Source organism: Exiguobacterium sp. KRL4 (genome assembly GCF_001870785.1).
Lineage (GTDB): Bacteria > Bacillota > Bacilli > Exiguobacteriales > Exiguobacteriaceae > Exiguobacterium_A.
On the sequence record NZ_MOLV01000028.1, the window covers coordinates 37333 to 58389 of the forward strand.

The following is a 21057-nucleotide window of genomic DNA, read 5'->3' on the forward strand; positions in this document are numbered from 1 at the left end:
GGTTAAATCGACTTTAGACAGGGACGACGATCCGCTCAATGGCTGCCACCAGATCAGTCGGGTTCGTTTTCGGCGCAAAACGAGTCACTTCCCCGTCACGCGTCACTAAAAATTTCGTGAAGTTCCATTCGATCTCCTGCTCGCCCGTCGTGTTTGGTGCAAGTGCCTTCAGCTCGGCGAACAGAGGGTGTGCCGTTTCACCGTTGACGTCGATTTTTGAGAAAACAGGGAACGTCACGCCGTAGTTCATTTGACAAAAACTTTGAATTTCTTCATCCGTTCCCGGATCTTGACCGGCGAACTGGTTACAGGGAAAACCGAGGACGACGAGTCCTTGTTTCCGATAATCTTGATGGAGTTGCTCAAGTCCTTCGAACTGCGGTGTCAAGCCGCATTTACTTGCTGTATTGACGATCAGCCAGGCTTGTCCCGGATAATCTTGTAACGTTGCGTCGGTTCCGTCGATCCGTTGAAAAGTCTGTTCTTGTAACATCTGATGATTCCCCCTTATCGTCTTAAAATCAGTGTACCAAACGGGTTTGACTTTCGCCTGAAAAACGTCTGCCTGGTGACAATTCTGTCACAATCAAGTGTCAGCACACCGGAATTTCTGCAAAATTTGGTAGACTACAAAAGACTTTGGAAGGAAAGGAGAGATGCCACATGAGAAAGATGTTGAAACAATCGCGTGTTGTCATGATCGCGACGCTTTGTCTTGTCCTGGTCGCAAGTGTAATCGTTTTGCTGACCCTCGAATTCGAACGCGATATTGTGATTCTTGTTTCTGGAGTGGTTGCCCTTTGGGTGACGATGCTAGCTCCTTTGACGGTCCAGACCAAATGGAATGAACAATCTTAAGTCTTGTTTGTTCAAAAAAACCGCAGTCCGATTTCCTGCTGAAGGATGTTTTTCCATTCAGATGAAAGAATCGGTCGTTGCGTTTTTTTTTCTTCTATAACATACATGTTAAAAACACTATTTTTATAAAATAAGTCATCAAAAAGTCTGATTATATTTTTTTTTGAAATACGCTTTACATCTTCAATTAATCGGAGTAATATCCATCTCATCAACGAACACTAACATGTTAATGCTTCGATCTCAAAGTACGCCGAGTTCATGATTGAAGCGGGGGACCCAACCGTCACGACACGTGACACGGGGTGAATCTTCTCAGATAAGAGAAGTAGGGCGAAATCCTAGGTATGCCCGAATCCGACAGCTAACCTCGCAGGCGTTTTAGGAGGGAACGACTCTTATTCAGTGATGCCAATTTTTAAAGGCGATGCTGGGGCCGTTACTGCCTCACATCGTCTTTTTGTCGTGTTTAATTGTAAAAATATTGAATAATATGGAGGTAATTGTATTATGGGCGAATTGTGGGTACTCCTTATGCTTGGATCGTTTTTTGCCGTCTCGTTTGGTCTGATCCGACTGATTGAACGGGTGCAGTGGAAAGCGGGTGATCGGAAATGACTTGGTTTTTACTCGCTACCGGTTGTATCGTCTTTTTATATTTAAGTTATTGTCTGATGTATCCTGAAAAATTCTAACAGCATAGGAGAAAGAAATCATGTGGACTCAATTCATCGTACAATTTTGGATTTTACTTGTCATTGCGCTCATTTCTGCGGTACTGCTCGGACGCTACATCGGCACATACTTCGCACCGGTGCATCTTCGGAAAAGTGATTCGCTCGGACGAGTCGAAAAACGTTTCCTGCACATGCTTGGCGTCGATGAACGCAAACAAGAACAGTCGTGGGTCGGTTACGCGAAAAGCTTACTGCTCGTTAATCTGTTGTTTTTCATCGGAGGATATCTGCTGCTTCGTTTTCAGGGAATGTTACCGTTTAACCCGAACGGTGCGGCTAATCTTGATTGGTCGACGGCAATGCATACGACGATCAGCTTTATGACGAATACCGATCAGCAACATTATTCAGGCGAAGCACTGTCGTACTTGTCACAGACCTTTGTCCTTGGAACGATGTTGTTCGTTGCACCGACGATGGCGTTTACAGTCTGTATGGCCGTCATTCGTGGACTCGCGAATCAGCCGCTCGGTAATTTTTATGCCGATTTCGTCCGCTTCATCGTCCGGATCTTGTTACCGATTTCATTTGTATTCGGATTACTCATGATTCTGCTTGGTGTACCGCAGACATTTGGTGGTGCGGTCACGGTCACGACGCTTGAAGGAGCAAAACAATTCATCTACCGTGGTCCCGTTGCTGCGTTTGAAGTCATCAAACAGCTGGGGAACAACGGCGGTGGATTCTTCGGAGCTAATGGCGCGCATCCGTTTGAAAATCCAAACGGACCTGTCAATTTCATTCAGATGTTCTTGATGTTGCTGATTCCGATGTCGCTCCCGATTGCGTATGGGAAAATCATCAACTCGGCAAAACAAGGCCGTCTCTTCCTCAGTGTGATGACATTGTTGTTCATCATGATGACGTTCGGTATGGCCGGAAGCCTATTTGCGAATCCGACTGCGCACGGTCAAGAGTTACGGTTTGGTCAAATCGGATCGGCTTTATACAGCTCGATTACGACGGCAGCTGAGACGGGTGCCGTCAACTCGATGCATGATTCACTCCATCCACTCGCTGGATTAATTCAACTCGGCAATATGATGTTGAACGTCGTCTACGGCGGGACGGGTGCCGGCTTCCTGAACGTCTTACTCTACGCTTTCGTCGCTGTCTTCTTGACGGGCCTCCTGATTGGTCGGACACCCACCTTCCTCGGGAAAAAACTGGAAACGTTTGAAGTCAAACTGATTGCGATTACGTTACTCGTTCCGCCGTTCTTGATCCTGGTCGGGACAGCGATCTCGATGTCCGTCGCTCCGGGACTCAGCGCGATTTCAAATCCTGGTCATCACGGCTTATCACAAGTGTTGTACGAATTCACGTCAGCAACGGCGAACAATGGATCTGGTTTTGAAGGACTGGGGGATGCCAATGTCTACTGGAACGTCTCGACGTCGTTTGCTTTGTTCTTCGGTCGCTATATTCCGTTGATTTTAATGCTGGCCATTGCTGGATCGTTAAAGGCAAAACCGTCCGTCCCACAAGATGAATTTTCGTTTAAGACAGATACACCACTTTTCGGCACAGTCTTCCTCGGTACGGTCGTACTCGTCGGTGCGCTGACATTCTTGCCAGTGCTCGTACTTGGACCGGTCGCGGATTGGCTGACGATGTGAACAGGAGCTAATGAGAAATGATGGAACAAGTAAAATACCAACCAACTGAGCAGGAACCAAACCTTCCTGAAAGAGAAGCGAAATCTGCCGTCAATCCATCGATCGCGAAACAAGCGACGATTGATGCTTTCAAAAAATTAAATCCGGTGCATATGGTGAAGCAACCGATCATGTTCGTCGTCTGGATTGGTTGCCTGCTGGCAATCGGCTATACGGTCTTCATCGATGAGATGCGCGGTTTCAACTTAGCGGTCAGCATCATCTTGTTTTTGACCGTCTTGTTTGCGAACTTCGCCGAGTCGATTGCCGAAGGGCGTGGGAAGGCGCAGGCAGACTCGTTAAAAGCCTCAAAAGCCGATGTCATGGCCCGGAAACGTGTCGGACAGATGATTGAAAATGTTTCATCGGCAACGCTGCGAAAAGGCGATATCGTCTACGTCCGGACCGGCGAGTATGTACCGGGTGACGGAGAAATCATTAAAGGGCTGGCATCGATTGATGAATCTGCGATCACGGGCGAATCGGCTCCCGTCATCAAAGAAGCGGGCGGCGATTTTTCATCGGTCATCGGCGGAACACTCGTCGTCAGTGATGAGATTGAAGTCCGGATCACGAGCAATCCCGGAGAATCGTTCCTCGATCAAATGATCGCCCTCGTCGAGGGAGCGAGTCGTCAAAAGACGCCGAACGAATTGGCGCTGTCGACACTCTTAACCAGTTTGACACTCATTTTCTTACTTGTTGTCATGACGTTACCCGTCTTTACGAGTTATTTGGGATTTGAATTATCCGGTCCCATCCTGATCGCCTTGCTCGTCTGTTTGATTCCGACAACGATTGGCGGATTGTTGTCTGCGATCGGGATTGCCGGGATGGACCGGGTGACCCGGTTCAACGTCATCGCGATGAGCGGGAAAGCCGTTGAAGCAGCAGGGGATATTCAAACGATCATCCTTGATAAAACCGGGACGATCACGTTCGGGAACCGGATGGCGTCCGATATCACGCCGGTCGGTGATCAGACACAGGAAGCGGCGTTTGCAGGCGCGATCCTCTCTTCGCTTGCGGATGAGACACCGGAAGGACGTTCGGTCCTGGAACTTGCCGGACTGCGAAACATGCCGATCGATCACGACAAGTTACAAGGGGCAGAGATCATTCCGTTTCGGGCCGAGACACGGATGTCGGGACTCGATTTAACAGATGGACGACGCGTCCGGAAAGGAGCGGGACAAGCGATTCAACAATGGGTCGCAGAACAAGGTGGTGTGATTCCGGATAACCTTCAAACGACGGTTGATCAAATTGCCCGTCTCGGTGGGACACCACTCGTCGTTGCGATTGATGAGACGATCTTAGGTGTCATCTATTTGAAAGATACGGTCAAGCCGGGGATGCGGGAACGGTTCGATCGTCTGCGTGAGATGGGGATTAAAACGGTCATGTGTACGGGCGATAATCCGTTGACGGCAGCGACGATTGCCCGGGAAGCCGGGGTCGATGATTTTGTCGCGGAATGTACACCGGAAGATAAGATCCGAGTTATCAAGCAGGAGCAGGAAGCGGGACATTTGGTTGCGATGACCGGAGACGGCACGAATGATGCGCCGGCACTGGCCCAAGCGGATGTCGGACTTGCGATGAACAGTGGGACACAGGCAGCCAAGGAAGCAGCGAATATGATTGATCTCGACTCCAATCCGACAAAAATCATCGAGGTCGTCGAAATCGGTAAACAGTTGCTGATGACACGAGGTGCCTTGACGACATTCTCGATTGCTAATGATGTCGCGAAGTATTTTGCAATCATTCCGGCGATGTTCATGGTCGCGATTCCAGAGATGGAGTTGCTCAATATCATGCGACTTGATTCACCGACGACCGCGATCCTGTCCGCATTGATCTTTAACGCCATCATCATCCCGATGCTGATTCCGCTCGCTATGAAAGGGGTTTCCTATAAACCGATGACAGCCGATCAGTTACTTGGACGGAATTTATTGATCTATGGTCTCGGTGGGGTCATCGTTCCCTTCATCGGCATTAAAATCATCGATGTCTTGCTCGCAAGCATCCTATAAGGAGAAAAATAACAATGAAACAAGCCATACGTGTGACGGTTTTCATCACAGCATTATGCGGGATCGTCTTTCCCGCGTTACTGACCCTGTTTGGTCAGTTGCTCGTACCGGATAAAGCAGAAGGTTCACTCTTGCAACAAAATGGAAAATTCATTGGATCGGAATTGATCGCCCAACCTTTCACGTCGAAGCAGTATTTCCACGGACGTCCATCGGCAGTCGATCAATTAGCGGGAGCATCTGCTGGGGATAACCTAGCAGCATCCAACCCGGAGCTTGGCACGAAGATGATGGAATTAGAGAAACAGAACAACCTGGACGGACGTTCGCTTCCGGACGATGCCCGCGTGACATCCGGTTCTGGCTTCGATCCGCACATCTCGCTTGACTATGCACGGGCACAAGTGAATCGTATTGCAACCGAACGGGATCTCGCGCGTGATGAAGTCCGACGGTTGATTGATCAAGAAGCTGGTAATCACGAATATGTAAATGTGCTGTTGCTGAATCTCGCGCTTGATCGGAGTCAATCATGACACGAGGGAAGCTGAAGCTGTACATCGGCTCAGCTCCCGGTGTCGGAAAAACGTATAAGATGCTTGCAGATGCTCATGCCTTAGTTCGGGAAGGAAAAGATGTCGTCATTGGTCTGATTGAGACGCATGGTCGCCGTGACACGGCAGAGATGATTGGACGGCTCGAGCAGGTTCCGTTACTCGAAGTGCACTACAAAGAGAAGGTTTTTCTTGAGGTGAACGTCGAGGCGATCGTTGCCCGGAAGCCGGATATCGTTTTGATTGATGAACTGGCGCACACGAATGCTCCCGGATCAGTTCGAAAAAAACGGTATCAGGATGTCTCCGTCCTGCTTGAAGCGGGAATCAATGTCTATTCGGCCGTCAACATCCAACATTTCGAAAGCTTGTTGTTTAAGGTGAAAGAAATGACGGGGGTCGAGGTCCGGGAACGGATTCCGGATCCCTTCCTCGGTGAGGCGGACGAGATTTTACTGGTCGACGTGACACCGCAAACCTTGCGCGAGCGATTGGAACATGGAAAAATCTATAAAAAAGAGAAAATCGAACAGAGCTTGAATTCTTTTTTCTCCTTACAGAATTTAGCGAGCTTACGGGAGTTATCGCTCCGGCAAGTCGCAGATGAAGTCGACGATCAAGTGTATCAAGCCCGTCTGCTGATTGAAAAAGATCCGACATTACTACAGGAACGAATTTTGGTTTGCGTCCAGTTGAATGAAAATGCGCGAAAGTTGATTTACCGTGGATTTCGGATGGCGAGTCGGATGAAAGCGGATCTCTATATCTTGACGATTTTACCCGGACCGGAAAACAAACTTTCCGCCAATCAAAAAGAAGTCCTCGCCATGTTGCGCGAGAGCGGTTCGCTTTTTGATGCGGAAGTTTTGATCCGGATTCAAGGGGATCGTTCGATTGCCGCGACCATCACGGCAGTCGCGAAGCATCACCGCATCACACAGATCGTGCTCGGTCAATCCGCCCGGACCCGGTGGCAGGAAATCCGGCGCGGCTCGATCGTCAATCAGATCATGCGTCAAAATCGGGGCATCGATCTGCAAATCGTCGCTGATGATCAAGTCTGACAGGATGTCTCTTCCGCGTAAATGCAGGAGATGTCTTCCGCTAGGCTAGAACGACTGAAAGCACAAAAAAACATCCAGGCAAGAATCGATTGATTCAATGTCTGGATGTTTTTAGTGTGTCGTTTAACGTGCGAAGACCGGAATATCGAAGACAGCCGTATAGCTTTCCATCTGTTGATAGAGGTTATAAATCTGAGTCGTTTGTTTAACAGCCCAGCCCATATCCGTCGCGTACTGGTGAACACCAGGACGCATCGGACTCCAACGCATCTTGTAGAGGGTGTTTTGATCATATTGATTGTGGATATACTTTGTACTGATAAATTCAGCGCCGCCGATGATCGCGGCTTCTGGTGTGAACCAGCCTTGGCTGTAAGCGTACGCTGCGCCTGTGTTGATGGCGTCGTAATCATATGCGCCGATGCCGTACATGTTATAGACAGTCCGTCCGTTCCAGACGACACCTGTTGCCAGTGTCGAAGAACCGTTGCCTGTTTCAAGCAAGGCATGTGAAATCAGGTATGCTTCGTTTAATGAATACTTCGCTCCCGCATCGATGAAGGCTTGTCCGCAGCTCCCTGTCGTACACTTCCCGAAGATACCTTTTGTCGCAAGAATCTTGTTCAGTGTCGCAGCCGTTGCACCTGTTGATTTTGATAAATCAAGGAATTGATAGTAAGCCGATGATTGGCGATCGACTTTCAATGGATCAGCCGTGTTACGGACATCTGCTTCGAGCGCATTCAACCAATAAATCGTTGAATAGCGTGTAGTGGATGTATAGACACGTGGATACGTCGTATAGAAACCACTGACGTTTTGATACACCTTGATCATCGTGCTCGGTTCAAATTGACCATAGACGTGACTGGCTGTCGTCGCGCCGGACCGGATGTTAAGAGGTGTCGTTGCCGTGACGCTGGCAATCGTGCCGTTGACCGGATCAAGTGATCCACCCAAGCGGACATAGCTCGCGCTGACATACATCAGTTTCGAGGCATACAGATCTGTTTGCGGTGGTGGATTCAGTTTCATTTGGGCACTGATGAAGCTGTCAAACGTATACGGCGTCGCGACTGAATTGTAGATATTTAATTTCGACGACGTCATGACGAGTGTCCCGTTGTACGCATACAGCGTCTTCCCTTCGTAGGAAATTTCATACCAGTTGCCGATTTTCCCTGTGACGGGTAATACCGTATCAAGTGGAACCGAGGCAACTAGCTGATACGCATCACCGACATATGACCGGAGCAAAGTCGTTCCTGTTGCCCGGATAAACGATTTTTCGATTGGTTCATAACTGATTGGTGAAGTCGGTTGACCGAGTTTGATGTAACCGATTTTTCCATTGACGGTTACTTGATGCCACTGTACGTTTGCAGACGTCGTGACAAGCGTTTTTGTCGTATAGACGTTGCCTTTGTTTAATGTGGCAATCGTTGCGGATGAATCTTTTGCTTCACTTTTAACAGCGATTGGTGCATCGAGTAAGAAGCGGACTTCCGGAATTACGTTTGTTTCCGTAAATTCACTTAATGTCGAAACAGCGGCATAACCACTTTTCCCACCATAGGTGATCTTCATCCAGTTCCCGACTTGTCCCGTTACGGTGATGACGGTATCACTCGGAATCGTCGTGAGGGAAGCGTAAGAAGGACCGGCATATGAACGAAGTGGTGTCGTGCTAGACGTTTTATACTTCGTTGCGGGCAAGGTTTTGTAGGCAATCGATGTTCCTTGATTTACGCGAACGTAACCCGTTTTTCCATCGACTGTCATCCGGTGCCATTGTTCAGAACGACCGTTCGTGACAAGTTGTGTCGTGTAGTAGACGTCGTTGTTCGTTAACGTCGTCAACGTATCGGCTGTCGAGTGATGCGATGTTTTGACATCAACCGATTTCGACAAGACAAATCGGGAAGCCGGAAGTGTCTTTTTCGTAATCAGTTCCGTCATCGTGTTCGCAGTGACATAACCGGTTTTACCGTTAGAAGAAACTTTGTACCAGTCTTGGATTTTTCCGATGATCTGGACGTTGGTACCGTTCGTAATCGTTGCGATAGTCGCATACGAATTACCCGCATATGTACGCAATGCTGTAGTAGCGGTTGCTTTCATTGCTATATTTTCCGGTGCATAGGAGACCGGTGTACCTTGGTCGACCGGGATGTAACCTGTCTGACCGTCTTTTGTCACACGGTGCCATTTCGACGAACCGTTCGTAACGAGTTGATTGGTTTGGTAGATATCGTTTGTTTTGAGCGTCGTGATCATCGTTGCTGTTGCTTTTGGCGCAACTTTCATCGCGACGTCCGTTTTAAGCTTGAAGTCCGCTGTCGGAATCGATTGTGTCAACACATGATCGGTAAAGGTCGTGCTTGACGCATAACCTGATTTCCCGCCGTACGATACTTTATACCAGTTGCCGATTTGACCTTGGATCTTGATGACGGTACCACTTGGAATCGTTTTGACGACACCGTAAGAAGGGCCGACATACGAGTGAAGTGCTGTCGCCGTCGTTGTTTTCAAAGAAAGATCGTGCGTCGTATAATACTTGATCGTTTTTCCTTGATTGATTTTGACGTAACCTGTTTTACCGTCTTTTGAGATTTTGTGCCACTGTTCGCCCGTCGAATTCGTCACGAGTTGGGTCGTGTAGTAGACATTGCCTGTTTGTAAACTGGCAAGTGTCGCACTAGATGAAAGTGGTTTTGTTTTAATTTCGACTGCAGTTGATAATAGGAAACGAGATGCTGCTAATTTCACAGTCGCTGTGTATTCAGCAAGTGTTGCAGTTAAGACATAGCCTGTTTTTCCAGCATACGTGACACGATGATAGAGACCGGATAAAGCGGTCGATTTGACGATGGATCCGCTTGGAATCGTCACGAGTGGACGTTTTGTACCAACCGTCGTATCATACAAAACTGTCGAAGCTTTTGTCTTGAAGGCCGTTTCTGGAATCGTCGTAATCTCTTGTTTAGATGAACCGACGAATGCTGCCTTATGCATGTAGCCTGATTTTCCAGCATACGTGACATTGTACCAGTCGCCAATGCGTCCCGTCGTCTGAAGCGATGTCCCGGTCGGAACGACGAGCTGGCGGGGGTAAGAAGTCCCGGCATACTGACGCAAAATGTATCCATCTGTCGTCGTCAACGTCGTTTTTGATAACTTCGTGTAGCTGATTGGTGTTGCGTTGAGCGAACGAACATAAGCGGTCTGACCGTCATACGTCACGCGGTACCAAACTTCGCCCAATGAATTCGTGATCTTTTGTGAGCTGTAGTACGCATCCTGTTCATTTAATGTCGCGATGACAGGAGCTGTCGTCGACGCTGATTTGTGAAGCGTCGTCTTTTTTGAGACGAGAAAACGTTGTCCCGTGATGCTTTCTTTCTTGTCGTATGCTGCTAGATATTTTGACGCGACATATCCCGTTTTTCCGTCGTATGAAACTCTTCTGAAGTGGCCAGAAGACGACACATACGTGGATGAAACGATAGTTCCGGTCTTGATCGTCAACAAGCGTTTCCGTGAAGATGTCGTTTTATCATACAGATAAGTATCGGTAGACAAACGATAGGTCGTTGGTTTCGTCGTCGCGGCCTCAAGTGAGGGGCTGTAAGAAACGAGAATGCCAAGGACCATAATGAAGCTGACCAGCATCTTCAAGGTTTTCGTGAATAGTGTCGTGTTCAAAGATCGTATCCTCCTAGTTAGAATTCGTCCGAAGACGTATCGGGCTCTAGGATGTCAATTCTAAGGTGTGAAATTAATTTGCCTATTCTTACTATCGACAATAAAACATTTATCTACAGTATATTTAGATTTTTTTTGAAAAAAGGGGTTTAGTTTTTTGAAAAACCCTTCTGTTTCAGGAAACAGAAGGGAATCGAATCATTCGATGATCTGATGGAGGAGTTCCGAGAGGTTCGTTGTCGGGCGTTCGCACTGAAAGTCTTGGCACAGATAAGCAGTCGGCTGCGAATCGATGAGACGATAGTCCGCGATAAAGGGGGCGACTTTTAGAAGAGTTTCTTTTTTGCCGACGAGCAACGAAAGTTCCGGCAGGCGTCGTTTATGAAGGTCTGCCAAGAACGGTTCAATCGTTTCGAGTGAATCCGTCAACACGATTAATTCTTTTGGTTCTAACCAGGTCCGGACATAGGCACTTAATAAACTCGCAAAACCGGTTGGCTGTGACTCGACTTCTAAAGCAAGTGCCGAAAAGACGTGCTGGGCACGCTCGCGATAATCCGTTCGCCCTGTCAGCTGTGACAGACGAATGAGATTCAAGACAGCGGTGCTGTTTCCAGCCGGCTTCACACCGTCATAGATATCTTTTGGGCGTACGAGCAGCGTCTCATTCTCGACAGAAGTAAAGAAAAAGCTACCCTGCTCATCACCAAAGTCCTGAATCATTCGATCCGTCAGGCGGAGTGCTTGCTGGATGTAAACGGTCTGTTGCGTCGTTTGATGCAATTCCAGATAGGCTTCCGTCAAAAAACTGTAGTCGTCAAGAAACCCATTTCCCTGGATGTGACCTTCCCGATAACGAACGCGTAGCCGATCGTCATCCATCAGATGGGTCTCGAGGAAGGTCAAAGCGCGTAGCGCGACATCGGTGTAGTGGTGGTCATCAAACACCCGTCCTGCCTTCGCATAGGCAGAAATCATCAAAGCGTTCCAAGCTGTCAGGATTTTGTCATCTCGAAATGGACGGACGCGTTGACTGCGGACGTGGAGTAAGGTCTGTCGTTCTTGTTCGAGTTGGAACAATGTTTTCTGAACGGTACGTCCGTTATCGTCCGCAAATTGTTGAACGGATTGATCGGTCCGTCGAAAGACATTCCGGCCGTCAAAGTTCCCTTGCGGCGTAGCTTGATAAAACCGTGGGAAAAGGGCGTCTTCGCCAAGGACATCCAGGAGCTCGTCATAGGTGAACGTATAAAACGTCCCTTCACGACCTTCGCTGTCCGCATCTTCTGCGGAGTAAAAGGCACCATCCGGAGACAACAAATCGCGTTCGATGTACGTAAACACTTCTTCCGCATACTGTTTGAAGCGTTCACGACCGGACACTTGATACGTCTCGATGCATAACGTCGCAAATAAAGCATTGTCATACAACATTTTTTCGAAGTGGGGAATGTCCCATCGTTCATCGACCGTATATCGACAAAGACCAAAACCAATCTGATCGGTAATTCCACCATCGCGCATCGCCGTCAGTGTCCGAATGACCATCTGCAAAGCCGTTTCATCTTCTGCGAACCGGTAGTAATCAAGCAGGAATGTCAGCAGTGAAGGAGATGGGAACTTCGGTGCTTCGCCAAATCCTCCATTTTGGACATCAAACTGACGCATCGCTTGATCAAATGTGTCATGGATCAGTGTTTCATTTAATTGACCTGTTGTGTTAGCAGACGTCACATCCGTCAATGCTTGAATGATTTCGTTACCAACACGTTTGATTTTTTCCGGATCCGTCCGGTAATGTTCACTCAGTTGCAAGATGACCTGGCGAAAGCTGGGACGGTTGAATTGAGGTGTCTTCGGAAAATAGGTCCCGATGTAAAACGGAGTCTGATCAGGTGACAGAAAAACGCTTAGGGGCCAACCGCCTTGTCCGTTCATCAGTTGTGCTGCCGTCATGTAAATCTGATCGATATCCGGACGTTCTTCACGATCGACTTTAATCGAGACGAAGCGCTCGTTGAGCATACGTGCCGTCTCTTCATCCTCAAAACTTTCATGCGCCAGGACATGGCACCAGTGGCAGGTCGAATAACCAATCGATAAGAAGATCGGTTTGTTCGTCGCTCGGGCGATGGAGAACGCTTCTTCTCCCCACGGATACCAGTCAACCGGATTCGTAGCATGTTGAAGCAAGTACGGACTCTTTTCATGGATCAATCGGTTCGTCATCATCTGTCTAAAACCTCTTTTCTTCTATAGTAATGTCGTTAGGAACAGCGTTCACTTAACGATACCGATTTTTTTAAGACGAATCAACGTAGAGCCGATTTCGTAGAAATAGATATTCCTAGAAAAAGATTGACTTTATAAAATAAAATGTGATATATTAAATTTTGTCATGAATCGGGGATGATCACTCATGTGAGAATCCATCACTAAAATACACAATTTAATAATCAGGTCAGGATTTTTAGACCTTACTGACAAATGAGTCAGACATAAGTCATCGCTTTTATTTTGTCCTTCTTCTGTTCTTTTAGAAGAAGTTGACCCAGCAAGATAAACCTTCCATTCGATACTTTTCAGCTCATTCCGAGCGAAATTCTAAAAATCCCAGTAAATACGCAACCCAACGCGTAACTTGATTCTTGCTAAAACGCTTGATTCAGCTGGCGCGGCCAAGGAGCCGTAACAACGAAAGAGAGGTAGGGCTTTCGTCGTTTCAGGTGTTTTGATCACCTGTATCCTCGATTCTCATGACACCTAAAAAACAGACACGCTGAGAAGGCGTTTTTTTTATGTCTTTTTTAATCCTTTTAACAGACAAGAGAATTGAGATGACACGTAAAGGCGAATGATTATTTTTTGTAAGCGTTAACAATTAATTCTTTTACGAATATTAGAGTATTTTTTTACATAAAACATACACTATTAGCAAATATATCTGATAATATAAAGAAGTGTCAGAAAATTCATAGGGGGTCAACATCATGAAGAACGGCAGTACGTTTGGGAAGTGGGCATTGGTCGGAGCGTTAACAGCAGGAATTCTTCCACAAGCAGGAATCACGGTCGGGGCAGAAGGCGAAGGCGTCATCTTGTCCGAGTACATAGAAGGATCGAGTACAACAAAGCGATCGAGATTTATAATGGTTCGGGGCAAATCATTAACTTAGCCGATTATACGCTTGTTCAATATACGAATGGTGGACCAACGGAAGCAAAAATCACGCTTTCAGGGACGATTGATCCGGGCAAAACGTTTGTCATCGCGAACTCAAGTGCCAATGCAGACATTAAAGGGAAAGCACAACAAACAACAGGATCATTGAACTTTAACGGAAATGATCCGGTCGCCTTGAAAAAAGGCGATGTCGTCCTCGACATCATCGGACCGGTCGGATCAAGTACCGACTTTGCAAAAGATACGACACTTGTCCGCAAGACCAACGTGACAGCAGGATCAAAAACGTACGAGCCGTCGCAGTGGACAAGCTTACCGGTCGATACGCTGACGGACCTTGGGAAACATGCTGCTGAAGCAGGTGACATCGTCGTTGCACCAACGGCATCACCGGTCGGAGAAGTGGAACGTGGCGATCAAGTCACGTTGACAGGTGAAGGAACAATTCACTACACGATCGACGGTTCGACACCAACGGCAGAAAGTCCGGTTTACTCAGGACCGATCACGATCAATGACGAACTGACGATTCAAGCAATCGCAATCAAAGACAGCAAATCGTCGGCCGTCTCGACATTCAAATACTACATTGCTCCGCCAATCACAAAAATCAGCAACATTCAAGGCGTCGCACATACGTCTCCATACGCGGATCAACTCGTGCGGACGACAGGTGTCGTCACGTATATCGTGGATGCAAACAACTTCTACATGCAGGACCCGAACCCGGATAACAACAGTAAAACCTCAGAAGGTGTCTTGGTTTATGCGAAAAACCATGGTGCTGCAATCGGACAAACGGTCGCGACGACAGGTTACGTCAAGGAATGGTTGCTTGGCGGATACAGTGACAAATTCGATACGGATCTTGCCGTTACAGAAATCAGTACGGTCAATCTCGTCAAGGGTGCCTTGAATACAGGATTGCCAGCAAGTATCGTTCTCGGGGAAAATGGTGTCTTGATTCCGACGCAAGTCGTCGATAATGATTCGTTTGCTGAATTCGATCCAGCTGAAGATGCAATCGATTTATATGAAAGTGTCGAAGGCATGCGCGTCGCACTTCCGAACGCCATCGTCACTGGACCACAAGCGAACCGGACGATTCCAGTACGGACACAAACGGCGAGCAAGGACTACACGAAACGTGGAACACCGATCTTAACGGCAGATAACGTCAACCCGGAGCGCCTGTTTGTTGAAATGGGCAGCAGCTCATACCGGGCGAAATCGGGCGACCGTTTTGAAGGAACGATTGAAGGCGTCATGAGTTATAACTATTCGGCATATAAAGTACTTGCCAAAGCAGTGGATTTACCGACATTGATTACGAGTGAAGTCGATCGTCAGCCAACGAATATCGAAACAGGTGATTCACGTCTGACAGTCGCCTCATACAATGTAGAGAACTTTGCCTCGACAGCAGATGCCGGAAAAGTTGACCGGGTTTCAGAAGGTATCGCAACATTCCTGAAAACACCGGACATCGTCGGTTTGACAGAAATGCAAGACAATGACGGCGCGACAGACAGCGGCACAGTTGATGCCTCGAAGTCGTTCGAGACTCTGATCGCCGCAATCGAAGCGAAGACCGGTGTTCGTTATGCGTATACGGATATCGCACCGGAAGACAAAAAAGATGGCGGACAGCCGGGTGGAAACATCCGCGTCGGTTTCTTGTACAATCCGGCACGTGTCTCACTTGCGCCAGGTGAAAAAGGGACAGCAACGGAAGCAGTCTCGGTTGAGAATGGTAAAGTGACGAAAAATCCGGGACGTATTCAACCAACGGATCCAAACTTCGCAAGTTCACGGAAACCGCTTGTCGGAGAGTTCATCTTTAAAGGTGAGTCGTATCATATCATTGCCAATCACTTTAACTCTAAAGGCGGAGACGGAGCAGACTTTGGTAAAAATCAGCCACCTGTCCGTAAAAGTGAAGTCCAACGTCATGCGATTGCCAAAATCGTGCAAGATTTCGTCAATGAACTCGAAACAGAAGTTAAAGAAGCGAACGTCGTCGTTCTTGGTGACTTAAATGACTTCCAGTTCTCAAAAACACTTGATATCCTCAAAAGCGATAACTTATGGAACACGGTGGACGATCTTCCAAAATCAGAACGTTACTCATACGTCTATAACGGAAATGCCCAAGTGCTCGACCACATCTTGATTTCAAAAAATCTAAAACCGTATACGTCTTCTGATATCGTTAACATCAACTCCGATTATATGGAAGCGGACGGTAGTGCGAGTGACCATGACCCGGCAATCATCTCGATTCAAGGAATGGAAAGTGCTGTTGCGGTCAACGGAAAAGCGGAAATTGGAAAATGGCGTGCCGTTCAAAAAGGAAAACATATCTTCATTGAACGTCAACTTGCTGGGAAGTGGGATAAAGCGAGTGAAACGCATGCTGATCAACAAGGGGATCTACTTGAATTACGTGTTTCCCAAGGTCGCCCGTACATCCAAGTGAAAACGAAAAAAGGGAAAACAATCTGGCTTGAATTATCAAACGGTTATAAATTAAAAGAAACAACGAAATACTGATAGCAAAATAAAAAAAGCGGACTTAATTGTCCGCTTTTTTGTCTGTTCGGATAAAAAGTGAGAAAAAAGACAGCAAACTGATGGAAAGAGTAAGCAGTAAAGCGAGATGTAACGGGATGGAACGGAACATGTACATGAAGTGGATGATGATCAGAAGCAGAATAATGGCGAGACCGGGAATGAATTGTTTGCGCAATAAGTGACCGACACCCGGTACAAGAAGTTCAAAACCAAATCGCTGACTGATATGGACTTCTTCATGGGCATTGGCGATACTGAACGAAACCGTCAGTAAGACTAAAATCATCCATCCGGAAAACAAATACTGCTGGATTGGCAGAAACGTAATCGATTCGTAAATAAAATAAAGTAGGATCATGGCATACTCCTTTTGAAGTAGATATTATATAGAATTTCCTTATTTTTTCCTTACGAGTTCTAATGATAGCGAGGGTTTTCGGGAACGGCAACAACATTTAAAGGGAATAAAAATAAAAGAATGTTCACACATTTTAACAACAGGGAAAGAATAGTTTATTTTATGTATGATAATGGTATGAGAATGTGATGAATAAAGACGTCAGACCTCTTTTACATGGAAAGTTTGAAATGTGTCAAAAGTGTGAAAGGAAATACTAAATCGTGTGATTTAACTTGAAACGATAGCTTAGACTGTTCGAACGGACTCGTTTCTTTTAAAATTAGGGAAATGAGACGAATGAGGAGGCAAAATACACATGAAAAAGTGGTTAGTGCTCGGAGTAGCAGCGGTCGCTTTCTTTAGTTATGAGAACATACCGATGGAACAAGCAGAAGCGGACTACCCGAAAAGTGGAGGAGCGCTGATTGATCGATATACGAGTGAATATCCGGGTTACGACTGGGAAGTGAGACGGACAACAACGGAGGAGTTCGTCGCTCTGACGAAGGACGGAAAGGATTATGGAAAGTACCGTTCGAAAAACGGTGTGACGACGCAAGGAGCCGTCTTGAACAAAGATACGGAAGCGACGCTTGCGAAAAAAGGCTGGAAAGCCGTCAAGTCGTACCGGAAAGGGAATACAAATTATTTGTTGAACCTCGATCATGCTGCGGTCTATGAAAAAAATGACCGGTACGTGACGTATTTCTTTGATCAACACGACGGTAATAAAGTCAAAGCGACACTTGCAATTCCAAAGGTTGTTGAAGCGAAAAAAAGTGGTTTCTATGGAACGGCTTCGAGTGCGTTACGGACAACGGATGAGAAATTGATGTTGCGCCTGATGAACTGGGACCGGGCAGAGTACAAACGCGGGGCACTGACTCCGTACAATGCACTGAAACCTGTCACGCGGGCACACAGTGAGAACATGGCGAAAAACAATTTCTTCTCCCATACCGATCCACAAGGACGCGATCCGTTTGATCGGATGAAGGCGAAAGGAATCCGTTTCTCGACAGCCGGAGAAAACCTGTCGATGGGCTACCCGAACGTCTTTGCGGCACACTGGGGGTTGATGAACTCAAAAGGACACCGCGACAATATCATGAACAATGATTTTAAACAGGCAGATGTCGGTGTCGCTTTCCGGGAAAACTCGCCGTACTTCACGATTAACTTCCGGACACCGTAAAGTAACACTTAAAACTAAAGCGTATATATCACCCCGATTTTGCGAAAGCAGGATTGGGGTTCTTTTGTAGGTTCAATCTGTAGATGGATAACGCGCCATCTAGATTTGAATCCTATCTTGAAAAATGAGAGCGGGCTTTTGATTGACGAAGCCTTGTCTTCTCCACTCGCTTTTCTCTGGCGAAAGACGTGACTTCTCCAGGAGTCAGCATTCAATGGAAAACCCCTGAAACCGTTCCGAATCCTTTTTGTAAGGGGAGGGAGCTGTTTCAGGGGTTTTATATCATCTTTAGATAAATTAATCGACAAAAGGAGTTACGTCAGTTTGCCCACTCGGGTTTACTGAAACCTTTAAAGGACTTTTTGATGACAGCGTTAAAGTCATCTGACTCCACGACAGCCGTCAAGTCTTTCGCGAGCTGTTTCTTTTCATCTGCTGTTTTGACAGCAACTAAGTTACGGTACTGCTCGTCCATTTTCTCGAGTGCCAACGCATCAAGTAAATCGAATTTCGCAGCAAGAGCAAAGTTTCCAGGGACAGCAGAAATATCAACACTCTCGATTGCACGTGGTAACTGTGCTGCCTCCAGTGGTTTGATGACGAGTTTTTTTGGATTCTTGACGATGTCTTTTTCAGAAACCGTCAACGGATCAGCATCCGGTTTCAACTCAATCCAGCCTTGTTCAGCGAGTAAGTTCAAGGCACGGGCTTGGTTGGTCGGATCGTTTGGTGTTGCGACTTCTGCGCCTGTCTTGACGTCATCAAGCGACTTATAGGATTTACTGTATAAGCCCATCGGTGCCGTCGGAACAGTGATCAACTCTTTAAGATCGAGGTTCTTTTCCTTCGCGAACGTCTTCAGATAGATCGAGTGTTGGAACAAGTTCGCGTCGATGTCGCCGCTGCCGAGCGCGATGTTCGGCTGGATATAATCGCTGAATTCAACGATTTCGACTTTATAGCCTTTCTTTTCAAGACCAGGCTGAATCGCTTCTTTGACCATGTCACTGTAAGGACCGCTCGTCGCACCGATCTTGATGGATTTGGTTTCTTCTTTCGCACTGCTGTCGCCACAGCCGGCAAGAATCCCGGCTCCCAGTAATCCTGTTGCTAAAAAGGCATATCGTTTTTTCATAGTCATTCTCTCCCTTAGTGGTCCCTATTTTGGATTTAACGTTTATCAGCACGACGGGCCAGTTGATTGCCGAGTCCTTGAATACTTTGGACGATGACGACGAGCACGATGATCGTCACAATCATGACGACGTTATCGTACCGGTAATAACCAAAGCGAATGGCGAGGTCACCGACACCGCCGCCACCGACGATACCCGCCATGGCGGAGAAGCCGATCAAGCTGATCGTCGTCAACGTCACCGCTTGAATGATACCGGGAAGGGCTTCCGGTAACAGTGCACTGATGATGATCCGAGAGGGCGTTGCCCCGCAGGCTTCAGCAGCTTCGATCAATCCCGGAGAAATTTCACGGAGTGATGTCTCGACGAGTCGGGCGAGAAACGGAATGGCAGCAACGCTTAAGCTGACGGAAGCCGCCGTCGGTCCGATCGTATTATTGAGTAACAGTTGCGTCAGCGGAATCAAGGCGACGAGTAAGATAATGAACGGTAACGAACGAACGATATTGACGAAAAAGTCCATGATGCTTCGAACGAAGATGTTTTGGAAAAACAGTCCCCGATCGGTGATGAACAGAAAAATTCCGAGTGGAATCCCGATGATGAGGGCGAAACCAAGTGAAATTCCGACCATCAGGGCCGTTTCGCCTAACGCTTTGAGTAAGTCGGGTAACATCGTTTGGATCCGATCAAGCCACATCTTGAATCACCTCAAGTGTGTGGAGTTGTTCTTCAAGCCAAGTGAGCGCCCGGTTGATATGAAGCGTCGGACCGGTCAGGCTGACGATCAAGACCCCGAAGGCGACGTTCTGGATATAATCGACCTTGCCGTGCAGGATGCTGACCGAGATATCAAATTGTTTGATCGCTTCTGACAGCGTACTCTCGCCGGTCTTTTCTCCTGTGAATTGGAGACGGATGATTTTTCCGGGTGTTGTTCGCAAAATTCGTTCCGGCAACTCGATTTGGAGTGCTGTATCGACGTAATGTTTTGTGACGTCATGGGTCGGTTGACTGAATATGTCGTAGGTGTTTGCGACTTCGACGACTTCACCGTGAGCCATGACGGCGACGCGGTGACAAATCTGTTTAACGACTTCGATTTCATGTGTGATCAAAATGATTGTCAAGCCAAGTCGTTCATTCAAATCCTTGAGGAGATCAAGAATTTGTAAGGTCGTTACAGGATCCAGTGCCGAGGTCGCTTCGTCACATAACAGGACACTCGGATTGTTGGCAAGCGCTCGGGCAATCCCGACACGTTGCTTTTGACCACCACTGAGTTGGCTCGGAAAATTCGTTTCGAATCCTTCCAGTCCGACAAGAGCGACGAGTTCCTTGATCCGGCTTGGGAAATCACTGCGTTTAACGCCGGCTGCTTTTAAGGCGAACCCAATGTTATCAGAAACGTTCCGTGATTGAATCAATTGGAAATGTTGAAAGATCATTCCGATCTTCAGGCGCAACTCCCTTAGGCTGCCTTTTGAGAGGTCGGATAGTTTGATTCCCGATACTTTGACCGTTCCTTGTGTCGGTGTTTCGAGTCCGTTGATTAAACGGAGTAACGTACTTTTTCCGGCACCGGATTCTCCGATGATGCCAAAGATTTCACCTTGTTGAATCGTTAAGTTGACGTCACGTAGAGCAAAAATCGGTGTCCGGTCCCGGACAAACCGTTTGGTAATTCCTTTGAATTCAATCATCTGTCGTTTCCTCCCTATACAAAAAAATCGCCTTTTTCCAGTTAAGAGCAACCAGAAAAAAGCGACGAAGTGTAAGATTTCGTAACTTATCTCTCAGAATGAAACATTCTGTAGGATGTGGCACCGTTCCATTTGCTGGTGGTTGCCGGACGTCGTTGGGCCTATTCCCTCGGTCGCTCTCGATAAGTAGATATGCTGTTGGGATTTACTTTAACGGAAATCATTCCCATCTGTCAAACGTTTT

The 21057-nt window shown here is 47.2% G+C and carries 14 protein-coding genes and 2 riboswitches; of the genes, 7 read left to right on the top strand and 7 right to left on the bottom strand.

Annotation, left to right across the window (positions count from 1 at the left end):
* Nucleotides 1-13 precede the first annotated feature (13 nt).
* Entirely contained in the window at nucleotides 14-493 is a 480-nt protein-coding gene (locus BLD48_RS13840; protein ID WP_071500742.1) for a glutathione peroxidase, read from the bottom strand.
* A gap of 170 nt (nucleotides 494-663) precedes the next feature.
* On the opposite strand from BLD48_RS13840, the gene BLD48_RS13845 reads away from it, so the two are divergent.
* The 5 genes from BLD48_RS13845 to BLD48_RS13865 all read left to right on the top strand — a co-directional run bounded on the left by BLD48_RS13845 (nucleotide 664) and on the right by BLD48_RS13865 (nucleotide 6913).
* The gene (locus BLD48_RS13845) at nucleotides 664-858 is read left to right on the top strand and encodes a hypothetical protein (RefSeq protein ID WP_071500743.1); all 195 of its coding nucleotides are present in this window, start codon (nucleotides 664-666) and stop codon (nucleotides 856-858) included.
* Nucleotides 859-1099: 241 nt separating this feature from the next.
* A riboswitch (cyclic di-AMP (ydaO/yuaA leader) is annotated at nucleotides 1100-1252 on the top strand.
* Between the two features lie 321 nt (nucleotides 1253-1573).
* Nucleotides 1574-3214, top strand: a complete 1641-nt coding sequence (gene kdpA, locus BLD48_RS13850) for a potassium-transporting ATPase subunit KdpA (RefSeq protein ID WP_071500744.1) — start codon at nucleotides 1574-1576, stop codon at nucleotides 3212-3214.
* A gap of 17 nt (nucleotides 3215-3231) precedes the next feature.
* Nucleotides 3232-5295 (top strand): potassium-transporting ATPase subunit KdpB, encoded by a 2064-nt coding sequence (kdpB, locus tag BLD48_RS13855; protein WP_071500745.1) that lies wholly within the window; start codon nucleotides 3232-3234, stop codon nucleotides 5293-5295.
* A gap of 14 nt (nucleotides 5296-5309) precedes the next feature.
* The gene (locus tag BLD48_RS13860; RefSeq protein WP_071500746.1) at nucleotides 5310-5831 is read left to right on the top strand and encodes a potassium-transporting ATPase subunit C; all 522 of its coding nucleotides are present in this window, start codon (nucleotides 5310-5312) and stop codon (nucleotides 5829-5831) included.
* Complete coding sequence (locus BLD48_RS13865) at nucleotides 5828-6913, top strand: universal stress protein (RefSeq protein ID WP_071500747.1); 1086 nt, start codon at nucleotides 5828-5830, stop codon at nucleotides 6911-6913. The genes BLD48_RS13860 and BLD48_RS13865 overlap by 4 nt, the downstream gene beginning before the upstream one ends.
* Nucleotides 6914-7036: 123 nt before the next feature.
* Here BLD48_RS13865 and BLD48_RS13870 read toward each other — a convergent pair whose 3' ends face one another.
* Nucleotides 7037-10621: an SH3 domain-containing protein gene (locus BLD48_RS13870; protein WP_071500748.1), complete on the bottom strand. Its 3585-nt coding sequence runs from the start codon at nucleotides 10619-10621 to the stop codon at nucleotides 7037-7039.
* Nucleotides 10622-10819: 198 nt separating this feature from the next.
* Entirely contained in the window at nucleotides 10820-12853 is a 2034-nt protein-coding gene (locus tag BLD48_RS13875; protein WP_071500749.1) for a thioredoxin domain-containing protein, read from the bottom strand.
* Nucleotides 12854-13637: 784 nt separating this feature from the next.
* On the opposite strand from BLD48_RS13875, the gene BLD48_RS13880 reads away from it, so the two are divergent.
* Nucleotides 13638-16358, top strand: a complete 2721-nt coding sequence (locus tag BLD48_RS13880) for a chitobiase/beta-hexosaminidase C-terminal domain-containing protein (protein ID WP_236630040.1) — start codon at nucleotides 13638-13640, stop codon at nucleotides 16356-16358.
* Nucleotides 16359-16380: 22 nt separating this feature from the next.
* On the opposite strand, the gene BLD48_RS13885 is transcribed toward BLD48_RS13880, so the two are convergent.
* Nucleotides 16381-16737, bottom strand: a complete 357-nt coding sequence (locus tag BLD48_RS13885; protein ID WP_071500750.1) for a hypothetical protein — start codon at nucleotides 16735-16737, stop codon at nucleotides 16381-16383.
* Nucleotides 16738-17095: 358 nt separating this feature from the next.
* On the opposite strand from BLD48_RS13885, the gene BLD48_RS13890 reads away from it, so the two are divergent.
* Nucleotides 17096-17974, top strand: coding sequence for a CAP domain-containing protein (locus tag BLD48_RS13890; protein WP_071500751.1), 879 nt, complete (start codon nucleotides 17096-17098; stop codon nucleotides 17972-17974).
* 319 nt (nucleotides 17975-18293) lie between these two features.
* On the opposite strand, the gene BLD48_RS13895 is transcribed toward BLD48_RS13890, so the two are convergent.
* Genes BLD48_RS13895 through BLD48_RS13905 form a run of 3 tightly spaced genes read right to left on the bottom strand, consistent with a single transcriptional unit; the run spans nucleotide 18294 to nucleotide 20813 of the window.
* Nucleotides 18294-19109: a MetQ/NlpA family ABC transporter substrate-binding protein gene (locus BLD48_RS13895; protein ID WP_071500752.1), complete on the bottom strand. Its 816-nt coding sequence runs from the start codon at nucleotides 19107-19109 to the stop codon at nucleotides 18294-18296.
* A gap of 35 nt (nucleotides 19110-19144) precedes the next feature.
* A complete protein-coding gene (locus BLD48_RS13900) occupies nucleotides 19145-19810 on the bottom strand; it encodes a methionine ABC transporter permease (protein WP_071500753.1) in 666 nt (221 codons plus the stop codon).
* Nucleotides 19800-20813 carry a methionine ABC transporter ATP-binding protein gene (locus BLD48_RS13905; protein ID WP_071500754.1) on the bottom strand — a complete coding sequence of 338 codons (1014 nt, stop codon included), beginning with the start codon at nucleotides 20811-20813 and terminating at the stop codon, nucleotides 19800-19802. Before BLD48_RS13905 ends, BLD48_RS13900 begins: the two co-directional genes overlap by 11 nt.
* 83 nt (nucleotides 20814-20896) lie before the next feature.
* Nucleotides 20897-21002, bottom strand: a riboswitch (SAM riboswitch).
* Nucleotides 21003-21057 lie beyond the last annotated feature (55 nt).

Excerpts from the sequence above, each read along its gene's own strand:
- BLD48_RS13890 (WP_071500751.1), top strand. The coding sequence starts at position 17,096 with ATGAAAAAGTGGTTAGTGCTCGGAGTAGCAGCGGTCGCTTTCTTTAGT.
- BLD48_RS13905 (WP_071500754.1), bottom strand. The coding sequence starts at position 20,813 with ATGATTGAATTCAAAGGAATTACCAAACGGTTTGTCCGGGACCGGACA.
- BLD48_RS13865 (WP_071500747.1), top strand. The coding sequence starts at position 5,828 with ATGACACGAGGGAAGCTGAAGCTGTACATCGGCTCAGCTCCCGGTGTC.
- BLD48_RS13885 (WP_071500750.1), bottom strand. The coding sequence starts at position 16,737 with ATGATCCTACTTTATTTTATTTACGAATCGATTACGTTTCTGCCAATC.
- kdpB (WP_071500745.1), top strand. The coding sequence starts at position 3,232 with ATGATGGAACAAGTAAAATACCAACCAACTGAGCAGGAACCAAACCTT.
- BLD48_RS13875 (WP_071500749.1), bottom strand. The coding sequence starts at position 12,853 with ATGATGACGAACCGATTGATCCATGAAAAGAGTCCGTACTTGCTTCAA.
- BLD48_RS13895 (WP_071500752.1), bottom strand. The coding sequence starts at position 19,109 with ATGAAAAAACGATATGCCTTTTTAGCAACAGGATTACTGGGAGCCGGG.
- BLD48_RS13860 (WP_071500746.1), top strand. The coding sequence starts at position 5,310 with ATGAAACAAGCCATACGTGTGACGGTTTTCATCACAGCATTATGCGGG.
- kdpA (WP_071500744.1), top strand. The coding sequence starts at position 1,574 with ATGTGGACTCAATTCATCGTACAATTTTGGATTTTACTTGTCATTGCG.
- BLD48_RS13840 (WP_071500742.1), bottom strand. The coding sequence starts at position 493 with ATGTTACAAGAACAGACTTTTCAACGGATCGACGGAACCGACGCAACG.
- BLD48_RS13845 (WP_071500743.1), top strand. The coding sequence starts at position 664 with ATGAGAAAGATGTTGAAACAATCGCGTGTTGTCATGATCGCGACGCTT.
- BLD48_RS13900 (WP_071500753.1), bottom strand. The coding sequence starts at position 19,810 with ATGTGGCTTGATCGGATCCAAACGATGTTACCCGACTTACTCAAAGCG.